The sequence below is a fragment of the Streptomyces sp. R818 genome (assembly GCF_056172735.1).
In genome coordinates, this window is record NZ_JAOCNE010000006.1 from 289,898 (window position 1) to 303,997 (window position 14,100).

Here is a 14,100-nt window from a genome sequence, read left to right on the forward strand (position 1 = left end):
GGGGATAACCCCAATGCCCCGCGGGCCCTCGCTCCGTACCGTTACCGGGTATGGAAGCCCGCGAACAGGCACGTGACGCCGAACTCAAGAAGGAACTCGACGCCACCCTGCACGCCCGCAGGGAACTCGGCGAAGAGTACGAGACCGCGCTCGTCGACTCGTTCCTCGAAAAGGTCGAGCAGCGCCTGGACTCCAGCGTGGACCGCCGGGTCCGCCGACAGCTGGCCGAGCAGCAGATGGTCGTGGCCCGCGACGCGCGCGCGGGCCGCACACTGGGCGGCGACGGCTGGGGCGAACGCTTCGGCTTCGCCGTCGTCACCCTCGTCCTCGCGATCCCGCTCTCCGCGATCGCCGTGGTCAACGCCCACCTGCCGGGGCTGCTCATCGCCTGGGGCGGCATCGTCGGCGTCAACGCCCTGCACATGGGGGTCTGGGCGCCGCGGTTCGGGGAGAAGCGGCGCCAGCGCAAGGACTCCGACTGGGAGGACTAGGGCGACACGCCCGAGGAGCGGGCCGCTTCTGTGTCACGCCTGCCGCGTCGGCAGGAGCACCGCCTGGCGCAGGTTCACGTGGCGGGGGCGGCTGGTCGTGTACGCGATGAGGTCCGCGACGTCCTCGGACGAGAGGCCTAGCAGCGCCTCGAACATGCCGTCCAGCTGACCGGAGAGGTCCGCGTTGTCGACATGTGAGGCCAGCTCCGACTCCGTCAGGCCGGGCTCGATGTTCGTGACGCGGACGTCGCGCGGGCCCAGTTCGGTGCGGAGCGACTGCGACAGGTACGTCAGGGCCGCCTTCGTCGCGCCGTACACCGCGTAGTTCGGGAACGGGACGTGCGCGCCGATGGAGGAGATGTTCACCAGGTCGGCGATGGAGCCCGCCGCGGCCGTCGCGATCAGGTCGGCGGTGAAGGCGCGGACGACGCGCAGCGCCCCGGCCACGTTCGTGTCGAGCATCCGCTGCCACTCGTCGGCGCGGCCCTCGGTGACGGGGTTCGGCAGCATCACGCCCGCCGCGTTCACGACGAGGTCGACCCGCCCGTACGCGGCGTGCACACGCGCTGCGGCGGCGTCGACCGCCTCTTGGTCGGTGATGTCGGTGGGCACGGCGAGGGCCTGCCCGCCGTCCGCCCCGATCTTCGCGGCGAGGTCGGTGAGACGGTCGGCGCGCCGGGCGAGGAGGGCGACCCGGGCGCCGTTCGCGGCGAGCAGCCGGGCCGTCGCCTCGCCCATGCCGCTGGCGGCGCCGGTGACGAGGGCGGTGCGGCCGGCGAGGTTGCTGTAGGGCGCCTGAGCCATCGCCTGAGCCGTGTGCTGAACCGTGTTCTGCGCCGTGTTCTGAGCCGTGTGCTGCGGCGTGTTCTGAGTCATGGCAACAGCTTGCGGCGGTCCGCCCGTCCTACCCAGGGCAGGACTTTTCCTGGGTACGCCAGTACCAGGATGCGGCCGCGCGGGCTCCCTAGGATCTACGGCATGAGTGAACAGCTCGGTGACATAGGCGGCTTCCTGCGCTCCCGGCGCGCCCGCATCCAGCCGGAGGAGGTCGGCCTGCCCGGGTACGGGCGGCGCCGGGTGCCGGGGCTGCGCCGCGAGGAGGTCGCCCAGCTCGCCGGGGTCAGCGTCGACTACTACATCCGCCTGGAGCAGGGCCGCGGCACCTCCGTCTCGGACGCCGTGCTCGACGCCGTCGCCCGTGTCCTGCGCATGGACGACACCGAGCGGACGTACCTGCGCTCCCTCGCCCGCCCCGCCACCGGTACGCGCCGCAAGGCGGACGGGCGCCCGGCGGCGCAGCGGGTGCGGCCCGGGGTGCGGCTGCTCCTGGACACGATCGACAGGGCCCCGGCGTTCGTGCTCGGCCGCCGTATGGACGTCCTCGCGTGGAACGCGCTCGGCGACGCCGTGCTCGGCTTTTCCGCGATGGCCCCGGAGGACCGCAACATGCCGCGCCAGGTCTTCCTGAACCCCGGCGCCCGCGACCTCTACCCGGAGTGGGCGGCCGTCGCCGCCGAGACGGTCGCGTTCCTGCGCCTCGACGCGGGCGCGCACCCGCAGGACCCGCGCCTCGCCTCCCTGGTCGGCGAACTCTCGCTGGCCAGCGCGGACTTCCGGCGCCTGTGGGCGGACCAGCAGGTGAAGGAGAAGGGGTACGGCGTGAAGCGCATGATCCACCCGGTCGCCGGTGAACTCTCCTTCCCGTACGAGACGCTGGCGGTCCCGGGCGAGCCGGGCCAGGTCCTCGTGGTCTACACGCCCGAGCCGGGTTCGGCGACGGAGGAGCGACTGCGGGCACTGCACGCGGGCTGACGTGTCTCAGGCAACCTTCAGAAACCGTCGCTAACCTCCCGCCGCGGACGGAGAAACCGGGGCCGAGGAGGGCACGAGGTGGCGACGCGCGGAGCGCAGGGACTGGTCAGGACCGCTGTGGTGGTGCGCGCCGGGGCCGCACCGCTGTGGTGGCTCGGCGTCGTCGCGGCGGGCGTCGGGCTCGTCCCGGGCGGGCTCACCGGGCGGCGGATCGGGGTGCTCGGCGGGGCCGCGCTGTTCCTCGTGGTCGCGGCGGCGGTGGCGTACAGCCGCAGGCAGCGGTACGTGCGCCTGGCGCGCGGTGCGTCCCGTGCGGGCAAGTTCGATGTGCTGCAGAGCCGGCACGTCACCGTACGGAACTGGCGGCGCGGCCACCGCTGGTGGCTGGTGCTCGCCTTCCTCGCGGCGCTCGGCAGCGCGTTCGCGGTGCCCGCGGCGGGTGGCATGGCCCTCGCCGGTGCCGGTGCCGGCCTGTGGCTGAAGGCGGCCTGGCTGGGGCGGCGCGAGCGGGAGGACAGCGCGCTGGTGTGGCTGCGCGTCGACTGGCTGGGGCCGCGCGCGGGCGCGCCCGCGGGCAGGCAGGTCAAGGCGTACCGGTCCACGGGGACGGCGGCGGGCGACGCCGCGCCCGGTGGGGCACGGCGCCGCTGACGGGGAAGTGAACGGGGCCGCTCACACGTCGAGTTCGGCCTCGATCTTCCTGAGCTGATGGCGGGCCATCGCCAGGTTGGCGCGCGCGGAGTCGAGGACCAGATACAGGAACAGACCGTTGCCGCTGCGGCCCTTGAGCAGCCGGATCAGGTGGTACTGCGTGCCGAGGGTGATGAGGATGTCCTCGATCTCGTCCTTCAGACCGAGGTGCTCCATGGTGCGCAGCTTGGCGCGGACGACGTCGGTGTTGCCCGCGGCGGCGACCTCCAGGTCGAAGCTCTTGGAGCCGCCGATGGTGCCGAGGGCCATGCCGCTGTTGTAGTCCACGAGGGCGGCGGCGCTCGCGCCCTCGATGGAGGTGACGGCGTCCTTCAGTGCGGTCTCGGTGTTGGCCATGGTGCTGGGTCCTTTCCTACGCCTCAACGGGCTGTGCGGGGTTGCAGTTCGGGCCCGGAGAGTTCGGGCCCCGCGGTCTTCGGGGTGCGGACGGGAAGCTTGCTGTCGGCGGGCGCCGGGGGCAGGGCGGGCGCCGTACGCGCCCGGGACCGCCCACGGGCCCGCACGGGCGGTTCGGCGGCGGCGACGGCCGCGTCGACCAGTTCACCGATCCGGGTCCCGGAGCGGCGGCCCTCCAGATGCAGCCGCCCCACGTTGATCCGGTCCTCGGCGAGCAGCGTGAGGACGGCGGCGCCCCCGGCGGCGTACGTGGCGACGTAGCCGTCCGTGCCGCGCACCAGGAGTTCGCGGAAGCCGCCCTGCCCGGTGGCGTCCGAGAGGCGCTGGGCCACGCCGAGCGCGGCGGCGGTCAGCGCCGCCACGCCCTCGGGTTCGACGCCTTGGGTGTCCTGGGCGAGCACGAGTCCGTCGACGCTGGCCGCGAGCGCGCCGGTGACCTGGGGGACCCGGACGCGCAGTCGTTGCAGTTCGCCGAGGACTTCGGCCTCGTCGGCCATCGGCGGTCTCCTTCCGGAAGTGACGGGAGGTTCGGAGCCGGCCCGCGCGATGCGGCGCAGGCGCTTCACAGCGCCTCCAGCGCGGCACGCAGCCTGCGAAGGAGCGCCACGTCGGGGTCATCGACGTCGGCGTGCGCCATCCAGGCGGGCACGGGGAACGCGGGGGACGTGTCGGCCGGCTCCGGGGGAGCGGTGGTGACGAGGCCGCCCGCGGCCAGGCGGCGCAGGTCGACCAGGGTGTGGAAGGCGGGCCTGCCCAGGGCGAGCGCGATCTGGGAGGCGGTGCGCACCCCGTCGACCAGGTCCAGGACACGGCGCCTGCGCGCGGGTACGGGCCGCTCCTGGCCGCCCGTCCTGGCCAGGGGCGCGGTGTCGGTGTCGGGCTCCGGCCAGATCCGCTGGAGGAGTTCGCGGCGGCGCCGGGTCTCGCGTTCGACGGCGGCCACCGGCACGGGCCGTACCGCTCCGAACCAGTGCGAGACCCCGTAGCGGAACCGGGTCGGGCCGCTGCTCGGCGCGAGCGTGAAGTAGGCGGCGTCGAAGACGGCGCTCAGATGGCAGAGTTCGAGGGCGCCGTCCGAGAGGCGGCCCTGCTCGACGAGGTAGCGGCCGACGCGCTGCCGGGCGCCCGCCCGGTCGACCGCCTCCCACCAGCCGTCGGCCTGTATCGCGCCGCCGGCGGTGAGCAGGACGTCCATGCCGGGCGTCGCGGGCGCCTCCGCGTGCACGACGTGGCCGTCGGCCAGGTAGAGGGTGCCGTGCTCGCGTATCAGCGCCCCGGTGGCCCGCTCGTCGGCGAGCCGGTCGAGCATCGGGGATATCTTGCCGCCCGCTGCGGCGGTCGCCGCGTTCATCCCAGGACCAGCCGGTCGGCCAGGTCGGCGAGGCGCAGCCGGGAGAGCGCGAGGTTGCCCTCGTCCCGGTCGAGCCACAGGTGCAGGAAGACGCTGCTGTCGAAGCTGGTCCGGACGAAGCGCAGCAGGTGGTAGCCGTCGCGGTTGGTGACGATGACGTCCTCGACGGGCGGCGCCTTGTCGCTGGCGGACCCCGGCGACCAGTCGCTGCCGTCGGCCGGGGCGAACACCCGGTGCTCGGCGGCGAGCCGGGCGAGTTCGGCGGCCTCCGCGGCGGTCGCCTCGTGGTCCCCGTTGGGCGAGTCCCCGATGGTGCCGAGTGCGAGTCCGCTGGTCCAGTCGACGACGGAGGCGCCGCGCGCCCCCGGCAGCCGCATGACCTGAAGCAGGCACTCGTCGATTCCGGGCACGCCTGAAACTCCCCACCGAGTCGTCGTGTTCGTGCGAAGCTGTCGCTTGCGTGACGACGAAACTACGCACTGTGCGGCGGCCTGGTGAGCGTTCTGGCATTTTCCGGTGGAACATTCAGAAGAGGTCTAAAATCCGCCAACCGCATGACAATTACGGAGAGTTCACGGCAGCCCCGGACGTCACAGGTCGAGCAGCGCGCCCCTGTGGCCACCGCCGGAGGGAACGTATTGACTAGCTCTATTCAGAAGACCAGGATGTGAATAGCTGGAGTGCACAGCTGATAGCTGGATCACCAACGGACTGTCCCAGGAGGCCGCCGATGCCGTCGACGTCAGGACCACGCCCCGTACGAGCCCCGCGCGGCACCGAGCTGAACACGCTCGGCTGGCAGCAGGAAGGCGCCCTGCGGATGCTCATGAACAACCTCGACGCCGAGGTCGCCGAGCACCCCGACAAGCTGGTCGTCTACGGGGGCACGGGCAAGGCGGCCCGGTCCTGGGAGGCGTTCGACGCGATCGTGCGCACGCTGAAGACCCTGAAGTCGGACGAGACGCTCCTCGTCCAGTCCGGCAAGCCGGTCGGCGTCCTGCGCACCAGCGAGTGGGCGCCGCGCGTGCTGCTCGCCAACTCCAACCTCGTCGGCGACTGGGCCAACTGGGAGGAGTTCCGCAAGCTGGAGGCCGAGGGCCTGACCATGTACGGCCAGATGACGGCCGGTTCGTGGATCTACATCGGCTCGCAGGGCATCGTGCAGGGCACGTACGAGACGTTCGGCGCGGTGGCGCGGAAGAAGTTCGGCGGCACGCTGGCGGGCACGATCACCCTGACGGCGGGCGTGGGCGGCATGGGCGGCGCCCAGCCGCTGGCCATCACCATGAACGAGGGCGTCGCGATCTGCGTGGACGTCGACGAGACCCGCATCGACCGCCGCATCCGCACCCGCTACCTGGACGTGAAGGCCGACAACCTCGACCACGCCCTCGAACTGGCCGTCCAGGCGCGCGACGAGCGCCGGGGCCTGTCCATCGGCGTCGTCGGCAACGCGGCCGAGGTCTTCCCCGAACTCCTCCGCCGCGAGGCCCCGATCGACATCGTCACGGACCAGACCTCGGCCCACGACCCGCTCGCGTACCTGCCCGTGGGCATCGCGGTCGAGGACTGGGACAAGGAGCGCGAGGCGGACCCGGCGGGCTTCACGGACAAGGCCCGGCACTCCATGCGCCTGCACGTCGAGGCGATGCTCGGCTTCCTGGACCGCGGCGCCGAGGTCTTCGACTACGGCAACTCCATCCGCGACGAGGCCCGCAAGGCCGGCTGCGAGCGCGCCTTCGACTTCCCCGGCTTCGTCCCGGCCCACATCCGTCCGCTGTTCGAGGAGGGCCTCGGCCCGTTCCGCTGGGCGGCGCTCTCGGGCGACCCGGAGGACATCGCCAAGACCGACAGGGCGATCAAGGAGCTGTTCCCCGACAACAAGCACCTGCACCGCTGGCTCGACATGGCCGCGGAACGCATCTCCTTCGAGGGCCTCCCGGCGCGCATCTGCTGGCTCGGCTACGGCGAACGCCACCTGGCGGGCCTGAAGTTCAACGAGATGGTCGCGTCCGGCGAACTCTCGGCCCCGGTCGCCATCGGCCGCGACCACCTCGACTCGGGGTCGGTGGCCTCCCCGTACCGCGAGACCGAGGCCATGAAGGACGGCTCGGACGCGATCGCGGACTGGCCTCTCCTGAACGCCCTGGTCAACACGGCCTCCGGCGCGTCCTGGGTCTCCCTCCACCACGGCGGCGGCGTCGGCATGGGCCGCTCCCTCCACGCGGGCCAGGTATGCGTCGCCGACGGCACGGAGCTGGCGGCCCAGAAGATCGAACGAGTCCTGACCAACGACCCGGCGATGGGCGTCATCCGCCACGTGGACGCGGGCTACGAGCACGCGGCCGAGGTGGCGTCGGAGCGCGGGGTCCGCGTTCCCATGCGGGAGGGCGAGTGACGGGCCCCGCGAATCAAGCCCCTCCGGCGATTGAGGAGCGGGGTCCGGGGCAGAGCCCCGCGGCCTCGGCTCCGGGCTTCCTGGAGATGTGGAGCGACCTGCGCCCCATTGGCCGACACGCGGACTCCGGAGGATACCGCCGCCACGCCTGGACCGGCGCGGACGCCGACTGCCGCGCCTGGTTCAAGGCCCAGGCCGAGACCCGCGGCCTGACCTGTGAACTGGACCGCAACGGCAACCAGTGGGCCTGGCTCGGCGACCCGGAAGCGGGCGACGCGGTCGTCACGGGCTCCCACCTGGACTCGGTCCCGGACGGCGGCGCGTTCGACGGCCCTCTGGGCGTGGTCTCCGCCTTCGCGGCCCTGGACGAACTCCGCCACAGAGGCGCCGAGTTCACCAAACCCCTGGCCATCACGAACTTCGGCGACGAGGAGGGCGCCCGCTTCGGCCTGGCCTGCGTGGGCTCCCGCCTCACGGGCGGCCACCTCACCCGGGCCCAGGCCCACGCCCTCACGGACGCCGACGGCATCACCCTCCCCCAGGCGATGGAGCGCGCCGGGTACGACCCGGAGACGATCGGCGCGGACCCGGACCGCCTGTCCCGCATCGGCGCGTTCATCGAACTCCACGTCGAACAGGGCCGGGCCCTCGACCTGTCCGGCGACGCGGTGGGCATCGCCAGCGCCATCTGGCCGCACGGCCGCTGGCGCCTGGACTTCCGCGGCGAGGCGAACCACGCGGGCACGACCCGCCTGGCCGACCGCAGGGACCCGATGCTCCCGTACGCGGAGACGGTCCTGGCGGCGCGCAGGGAAGCCCGGCTCAACGCCGCGGTAGCCACATTCGGCAAGATCGCGGTCGAGCCGAACGGCGTCAACGCCATCCCCTCCCTGGTCCGCGGCTGGCTCGACTCACGCGCCGCCGACCAGGACGCGCTCGACCGCACGGTCACGGCGATCGAGCAGGCGGCGCGCGAGTACGCGGACGCGCACGGCATCGACGTAGCCATGACACGCGAGTCGTTCACCCCGGTCGTCGACTTCGACCACGCGCTCCGCGACGAACTGGCCCGCATCCTCGGTACGGGCGCCGGTTCGGCGGAGCTCAGGGTCCCCGTCCTGGGGACGGGCGCGGGACACGACGCGGGAATCCTCGCCTCGTCGATCCCCACCGCCATGCTGTTCGTACGCAACCCGACGGGCGTCTCGCACTCCCCGGCCGAGTCCGCGTCCGAGGACGACTGCGTGGCGGGCGTGCGCGCCCTGGCCGACGTACTGGAAGGACTGGCCTGCAAGTGACGGCGGAGCAGACGACGACGTACTGGCTGGAGCACGCCTGGCTCGACCCGACGGTGGAGCCGGGCGTGGCGGTGGAGGTGTCGACCGGCGAGGGTGGCGACGGCGGCGAGGGCGGCGGGGTCAGCGGGGTCAGCGGGGATGGCACCGGCCGCATCAGGTCCGTCCGCACGGAGGTCGGGACACCCCCGCCCGGCGCGGTGATCCTGCGCGGCCTGACCCTCCCCGGCCTGGCCAACGCCCACAGCCACGCCTTCCACCGGGCGCTGCGCTCGACGGTCCAGGTCGGCTCGGGCACGTTCTGGACCTGGCGCGAGACCATGTACGGGGTCGCCGACCGGCTGACCCCGGACACGTACCACGCGCTCGCGCGGGCGGTGTACGCGGAGATGGCGCTGGCCGGCATCACGGCGGTCGGCGAGTTCCACTACCTGCACCACGCCCCCGGCGGCACCCCGTACGCCGACCCGAACGCGATGGGCGAGGCGCTGATCGCGGCGGCGGAGGAGGCGGGCGTCCGCATCACGCTCCTCGACACGGCGTACGTCTCGTCGGGCTTCGGCAAGGCCCCCGACCACCACCAGCGGCGCTTCTCCGACGGCACGACGGAGGCCTGGGCCGAACGCGCGTCGCTGCTCAAGGACCGCCCGCACGCGAGGATCGGGGCGGCGGTGCACTCGGTGCGCGCGGTCCCGGCGGAGCAGCTCTCGACGGTGGCGGAGTGGGCGAGGACCCGCCGGGCCCCCCTCCACGTCCACCTCTCCGAGCAGACGGCGGAGAACGAGGCGTGCGAGGCGGCGCACGGTTGCACGCCGACCCGGCTCCTGGCCGACAACGGCGTACTGGGCCGGACCACGACGGGCGTCCACAACACCCACCTCACCCCCACCGACATCGCGCTGCTCGGCGGCACGGGCACCGGCACCTGCATGTGCCCGACGACCGAACGCGACCTGGCCGACGGCATCGGCCCGGCCGTGGCCCTGCAGCAGGCGGGCAGCCCCCTCTCCCTCGGCTCGGACAGCCACGCCGTCATCGACCCGTTCGAGGAGGCGCGCGCGATGGAGCTGAACGAGCGCCTGCGCTCCCGCACGCGCGGCCACTGGACGGCATCGGCCCTGCTCCGCGCGGCGACGGTCGACGGCCACGCGGCCCTCGGCTGGCCCGACGCGGGCACCCTGGAGGTCGGCGCGGTCGCGGACCTGGTGACCTTGTCCCTGAACTCGGTCCGCACGGCGGGAGCGGCGCCGCGCCTGGGCGCGGAGACGGCGGTGTTCGCGGCGAGCGCGGCGGACGTGACGGACGTGATCGTGGGCGGCCGGCGCGTCGTGGCGGACGGCCGGCACGCACGGATCGGCGACGTGGCGACGGCCCTGACGGACGCGATCGCGGCGCTGCATGCATAGGCGCCAGTCAGCCGCAGAACAGCCCCTCCGGCGATTGAGGAGCGGGGTCCGGGGCAGAGCCCCGTGGCCTCAGGAAGAAGGAGCCAGCACCATGACGCCCCCGACCACAGCGATCACCGGCATCGGCACCCTGGTGACGAACAACCCCGCCCTGGGCGAAGGCCCCCTCGGTCAGATCAAGAACGCCGCCCTGATCATCGAGAACGGCAAGATCGCCTGGGCGGGCCCCGACAAGAACGTCCCGGCGACGGACAAGACGCACGACGCCCGGGGCCGAGCCGTGATCCCCGGCTTCGTGGACAGCCACTCCCACCTCCTCTTCGCAGGAGACCGCACGGACGAGTTCAACGCCCGCATGGAGGGACGGCCGTACTCGGCCGGAGGCATCCGCACCACGGTGGCGGCGACAAGGGCGGCGACAGACGCGCAACTGGAGTCGAACCTCACCCATTACCTCTCGGAGGCCCTGCGCCAGGGCACGACCACGTTCGAGACGAAGTCGGGCTACGGCCTGTCGACGGAACACGAGTCCCGCGCCCTGCGCATCGCGGCGTCCCACACGGACGAGGTCACCTACCTCGGCGCCCACATCGTGTCGCCCGACTACGCGGACGATCCGGCGGCGTACGTGGACCTGGTGACGGGCGAGATGCTGGACGCGTGCGCCCCCCACGCCCGCTGGATCGACGTCTTCTGCGAAAAGGGCGCGTTCGACGGCGACCAGGCCCGAGCCATCCTGACGGCGGGCAAGGCGAAGGGCCTGACCCCCCGCATCCACGCGAACCAGCTCTCCTACGGCCCCGGAGTCCAACTGGCGGTGGAACTCGACGCGGCCAGCGCGGACCACTGCACGCACCTCACGGACGAGGACGTGGAGGCGCTGTCACAGTCCAGCACGGTGGCCACCCTCCTCCCCGGCGCCGAGTTCTCCACCCGAGCGGAATGGCCGAACGCCCGCCGCCTCCTCGACGCGGGCGTGACGGTGGCCCTCTCCACGGACTGCAACCCGGGCTCCTCCTTCACGTCCTCCGTCCCGTTCTGCATCGCCCTGGCGGTACGGGACATGGGCATGACCCCGGACGAGGCCCTCTGGTCGGCGACAGCGGGCGGCGCGGCGGCACTCCGCCGCACGGACGTGGGCCACCTGGCCCCCGGCGCCCGCGCGGACCTGGCGTTCCTGGACGCCCCCAGCCACGTACACCTGGCGTACCGGCCGGGCGTGCCGCTGGTCGGCGAGGTGTGGCGGGCGGGGGTACGGGTCGGGGCCTGACCTCAGGAGACCAGGTCGCCGATGAAGCGGGCCCAGGCGTTCGCCGTGACGACCAGTACGGGGCCGTCGGCGACCTTGGAGTCCCGGACGGGGACGATGCCGGTGAACCCGTCGGCGACCTGGACACACTCGCCGCCCGTTCCATTGCTGTAGCTACTCGTGCGCCAGCGGGCGGCGCCGGCGAACCCGTCGGCGACCTCCACGCAATCGCCGCCGGTTCCGTTGCTGTAGCTGGTCTTGCGCCAGCGGGCCGTGCTCAAGTCACCTGCTGCGTCTGCCATTTCGGAAATCCTCTGCCGCCGCCTCGATCATGGCCAGGGACGCCTCTGGAGACAGTGCGGCGGCCCTGAGCAGATCGTACGACTGCCTGTACTGCTGCACGAGTGGCGGATAGTCGATGAGTTGGCCACTGTGCAGGCTCTCGGCGTAAACGACTGGGGGAGCGTCCGCGAACGTCATCGTCCTGGTCATGCCCATCATGAACGGGTGCGTTGCGCTCGTCGCCGGGACGATCTGCAGGAGGGAGCGGCTGGAGGCGACCACCTGCATGATGTGCTCCAGCAGCTCAGCCATCTGTTGCCGAACCAGGACCGAGCGCCGGATCACCGACTCGTCGAGGATCGCCCAGAACGTCGGGGGCTTTTCCAGGTCGAACAGATCGGCCCGCTTCATTCGCGCGTCCACCTTGTCCTCGACCTCATGGTCCGAGGCTCTGGGCATCGCCGCTCGCACGATTGCCCGTGCGTAGGCCGCGGTCTGCAACAACCCGGGGACGATCAGCGGAGCCCAGTCCTCGATGGACTCAGCGAACCGCTCCATCTCCGCGACATCCGCGAAGTACTCCGCGTGCCCACCCCTGCGCGCCCGACGGGCATCCTCGCAGCGGCGCTCGAAGAAGTCCGTGCCGAGTCTGGCGTCGGCGTGCTTGGCCAGGTCCAGCGGGATGCGACGCTCGCCGCGCTCGATCTGGCTGAGGAAGGAGACGCCCCGGTAGCTGCCCTCGGCGAGACCTTCGAGGGTGAGGCCGGCGGCCCTGCGCTGGTACCGCAGTTCGGCGCCGTAGAAGGCGGGGACGCTCGCCGCGGCGTCGGGGTCCTGGTGATGAGCCATGCCCGGCAAGCTACGCAGACCGGTGCCGCCGGAGAGGCACAACACCTGACCGCGCCCCGAACGAGCGAAGGGCCCGCCCGTGGTCGACGTCGACGTCGGCAACAGGCGGGCCCCGCGAAGCAGTGGTGCTACTCCTCGACCGTCAGCCCCTTGCGGAGCTTGACCAGGGTGCGGGAGAGCAGGCGGGAGACATGCATCTGGGAGATGCCCAGCTCGTCGCCGATCTCGGACTGCGTCATGTTGGCGACGAAGCGCAGGGAGAGGATCTTGCGGTCGCGGGCCGGGAGTTCGGCGATGAGGGGCTTCAGGGACTCGATGTACTCGATGCCCTCCAGGCCGTGGTCCTCGTAGCCGATGCGGTCCGCGAGGGCGCCCTCGGAGTCGTCCTCCTCGGGCTGGGCGTCGAGCGAGCTGGCGGTGTAGGCGTTGGACGCCGCCATGCCCTCCACGACCTCGTCGTTCGACAGGCCCAGGCGCTCGGCGAGCTCGGCCACCGTGGGGGCCCGGTCGAGCTGCTGGGCGAGCTCGTCGCCCGCCTTGGCGAGGTCGAGACGGAGCTCCTGGAGGCGCCGGGGCACCCGGACGGACCAGGAGGTGTCGCGGAAGAAGCGCTTGATCTCACCGACGATGGTTGGCATCGCGAACGTGGGGAACTCGACCCCACGGCTCAGCTCGAAGCGGTCGATCGCCTTGATCAGGCCGATCGTGCCGACCTGGATGATGTCCTCCATGGGCTCGCTGCGGGAGCGGAACCGGGAGGCCGCGAACTTCACCAGGGCGAGGTTCAGCTCGACCAGGGTGTTGCGGACATAAGAAAATTCGTGGGTGCCCTCTTCGAGGGACTCAAGGCGCTCGAAGAGCGTCTTGGACAGGGCGCGGGCGTCGACCGCTCCCACCTCGGCGAACGGCGGGATCTCCGGGAGCCCGTCGAGACCTTCCAGAGCGCCGTCCGGGGCGCCTTCCAGGGCTTCGGACGCGAGGTCGGAGTGGCGTTCCGGTGCGGGTGTCGACGTCGCCTGGTCGGTATGCGAGGCGTCGAGCCGGGGTGACATGATGTCCTCCATCGTTCTCGGCATATGGCTGCCGATGCCAATACGTGCACTGTCGGGAGTGCGGCGCCTCCAAAGCCGGCGGGTTCGTTTTCTGTCCTTACTAGGCCTACCCGCTTTCGTCGCCGGGCCGCAAGTGCGCTATGCCCCTAAATGTCCGTTTCTTAGGGGTTGTTGGGTACCGGGTGCCGTACAGAAGGCGTAGTGTTCGAGGGCGTCAACCGGCACGTCGAAGGCAGCGAGAGAGAGACGTCATGGACCGCGGGACAGTCGGCAGCGCTCATCGGGGCCGGCTTCTGGTCGAGGTACGGGAAGAGGGCGCCAGCGCCGTCGTGACCCCGGTGGGTGAACTGGATCACCACACCGCGGAGCTGCTGCGCGAACCCCTCGAAGAATGCCTGGTGAACGGCTTCTCCCGGCTGGTGGTGGACTGCGCGCGGCTCGAGTTCTGCGACTCGACGGGGCTGAACGTGCTGCTCGGGGCCCGCCTCAAGGCCGAGGCCGCGGGTGGCGGGGTTCATCTGGCCGGGATGCAGCCGGTGGTCGCCCGGGTCTTCGAGATCACCGGCGCCGACGCCGTCTTCACCCTGCATGAAACGCTGTCCGCGGCGCTCGCCGCGGAGTGAGCGGATGCGGTCGTGCCCCGGAGCGGTAGAAGTTACGCTCCAGTTGTCTCCACGTGACCGAGGCGTTATCGGCGTCACAGGGTCCGCACCGAATCGATGGGTGTTCTCGTCGTCCGGCCGGGCAGGAGACACCCGACCACCCCTGCAACCCTGTGCCCTGAGTCCTGAAGAAGAAGCTGAAATGG

At 71.9% G+C, this 14,100-nt stretch carries 16 protein-coding genes; 8 read left to right on the top strand and 8 right to left on the bottom strand.

Features of this window, described 5'->3' with window-relative positions; translation table 11 throughout:
* Positions 1 to 50 precede the first annotated feature (50 nt).
* Positions 51 to 491 carry a hypothetical protein gene (locus N5I75_RS17685; RefSeq protein WP_476678632.1) on the top strand — a complete coding sequence of 147 codons (441 nt, stop codon included), beginning with the start codon at positions 51 to 53 and terminating at the stop codon, positions 489 to 491.
* Between the two features lie 33 nt (positions 492 to 524).
* On the opposite strand, the gene N5I75_RS17690 is transcribed toward N5I75_RS17685, so the two are convergent.
* Positions 525 to 1,295 (bottom strand): SDR family oxidoreductase, encoded by a 771-nt coding sequence (locus N5I75_RS17690; RefSeq protein ID WP_476679527.1) that lies wholly within the window; start codon positions 1,293 to 1,295, stop codon positions 525 to 527.
* 174 nt (positions 1,296 to 1,469) lie between these two features.
* Here N5I75_RS17690 and N5I75_RS17695 point away from each other — a divergent pair, with 174 nt between their 5' ends.
* The gene (locus N5I75_RS17695; protein ID WP_476678634.1) at positions 1,470 to 2,303 is read left to right on the top strand and encodes a helix-turn-helix transcriptional regulator; all 834 of its coding nucleotides are present in this window, start codon (positions 1,470 to 1,472) and stop codon (positions 2,301 to 2,303) included.
* Between the two features lie 78 nt (positions 2,304 to 2,381).
* Entirely contained in the window at positions 2,382 to 2,954 is a 573-nt protein-coding gene (locus N5I75_RS17700) for a hypothetical protein (RefSeq protein WP_476678636.1), read from the top strand.
* A 21-nt stretch (positions 2,955 to 2,975) separates the two neighbouring features.
* Here N5I75_RS17700 and N5I75_RS17705 read toward each other — a convergent pair whose 3' ends face one another.
* From N5I75_RS17705 to N5I75_RS17720, 4 genes are all read right to left on the bottom strand, one after another.
* Positions 2,976 to 3,350, bottom strand: coding sequence for a roadblock/LC7 domain-containing protein (locus tag N5I75_RS17705; protein WP_476678638.1), 375 nt, complete (start codon positions 3,348 to 3,350; stop codon positions 2,976 to 2,978).
* A 23-nt stretch (positions 3,351 to 3,373) separates the two neighbouring features.
* Positions 3,374 to 3,907 (bottom strand): roadblock/LC7 domain-containing protein, encoded by a 534-nt coding sequence (locus tag N5I75_RS17710; RefSeq protein ID WP_476678639.1) that lies wholly within the window; start codon positions 3,905 to 3,907, stop codon positions 3,374 to 3,376.
* Positions 3,908 to 3,972: 65 nt separating this feature from the next.
* Positions 3,973 to 4,761: a transcriptional regulator gene (locus tag N5I75_RS17715; RefSeq protein WP_476678641.1), complete on the bottom strand. Its 789-nt coding sequence runs from the start codon at positions 4,759 to 4,761 to the stop codon at positions 3,973 to 3,975.
* Positions 4,758 to 5,171 carry a hypothetical protein gene (locus N5I75_RS17720; RefSeq protein WP_476678643.1) on the bottom strand — a complete coding sequence of 138 codons (414 nt, stop codon included), beginning with the start codon at positions 5,169 to 5,171 and terminating at the stop codon, positions 4,758 to 4,760. Before N5I75_RS17720 ends, N5I75_RS17715 begins: the two co-directional genes overlap by 4 nt.
* Before the next feature lie 320 nt (positions 5,172 to 5,491).
* Here N5I75_RS17720 and hutU point away from each other — a divergent pair, with 320 nt between their 5' ends.
* From hutU to hutI, 4 genes are all read left to right on the top strand, one after another.
* A complete protein-coding gene (gene hutU / locus N5I75_RS17725) occupies positions 5,492 to 7,159 on the top strand; it encodes a urocanate hydratase (RefSeq protein ID WP_476678645.1) in 1,668 nt (555 codons plus the stop codon).
* Positions 7,160 to 7,245: 86 nt separating this feature from the next.
* Positions 7,246 to 8,457 (top strand): allantoate amidohydrolase, encoded by a 1,212-nt coding sequence (locus N5I75_RS17730; RefSeq protein ID WP_476679528.1) that lies wholly within the window; start codon positions 7,246 to 7,248, stop codon positions 8,455 to 8,457.
* The gene (locus tag N5I75_RS17735; protein WP_476678647.1) at positions 8,454 to 9,860 is read left to right on the top strand and encodes a formimidoylglutamate deiminase; all 1,407 of its coding nucleotides are present in this window, start codon (positions 8,454 to 8,456) and stop codon (positions 9,858 to 9,860) included. Before N5I75_RS17730 ends, N5I75_RS17735 begins: the two co-directional genes overlap by 4 nt.
* A gap of 91 nt (positions 9,861 to 9,951) precedes the next feature.
* Positions 9,952 to 11,130, top strand: a complete 1,179-nt coding sequence (gene hutI / locus N5I75_RS17740; RefSeq protein WP_476678649.1) for an imidazolonepropionase — start codon at positions 9,952 to 9,954, stop codon at positions 11,128 to 11,130.
* A 2-nt stretch (positions 11,131 to 11,132) separates the two neighbouring features.
* On the opposite strand, the gene N5I75_RS17745 is transcribed toward hutI, so the two are convergent.
* From N5I75_RS17745 to N5I75_RS17755, 3 genes are all read right to left on the bottom strand, one after another.
* Complete coding sequence (locus N5I75_RS17745) at positions 11,133 to 11,411, bottom strand: DUF397 domain-containing protein (protein WP_476678651.1); 279 nt, start codon at positions 11,409 to 11,411, stop codon at positions 11,133 to 11,135.
* Entirely contained in the window at positions 11,392 to 12,240 is an 849-nt protein-coding gene (locus N5I75_RS17750) for a helix-turn-helix domain-containing protein (RefSeq protein WP_476678653.1), read from the bottom strand. The genes N5I75_RS17745 and N5I75_RS17750 overlap by 20 nt, the downstream gene beginning before the upstream one ends.
* 128 nt (positions 12,241 to 12,368) lie before the next feature.
* Positions 12,369 to 13,292 carry an RNA polymerase sigma factor SigF gene (locus N5I75_RS17755; RefSeq protein ID WP_476679529.1) on the bottom strand — a complete coding sequence of 308 codons (924 nt, stop codon included), beginning with the start codon at positions 13,290 to 13,292 and terminating at the stop codon, positions 12,369 to 12,371.
* A 251-nt stretch (positions 13,293 to 13,543) separates the two neighbouring features.
* On the opposite strand from N5I75_RS17755, the gene N5I75_RS17760 reads away from it, so the two are divergent.
* Complete coding sequence (locus N5I75_RS17760; RefSeq protein ID WP_476678654.1) at positions 13,544 to 13,915, top strand: STAS domain-containing protein; 372 nt, start codon at positions 13,544 to 13,546, stop codon at positions 13,913 to 13,915.
* Positions 13,916 to 14,100: the final 185 nt, after the last annotated feature.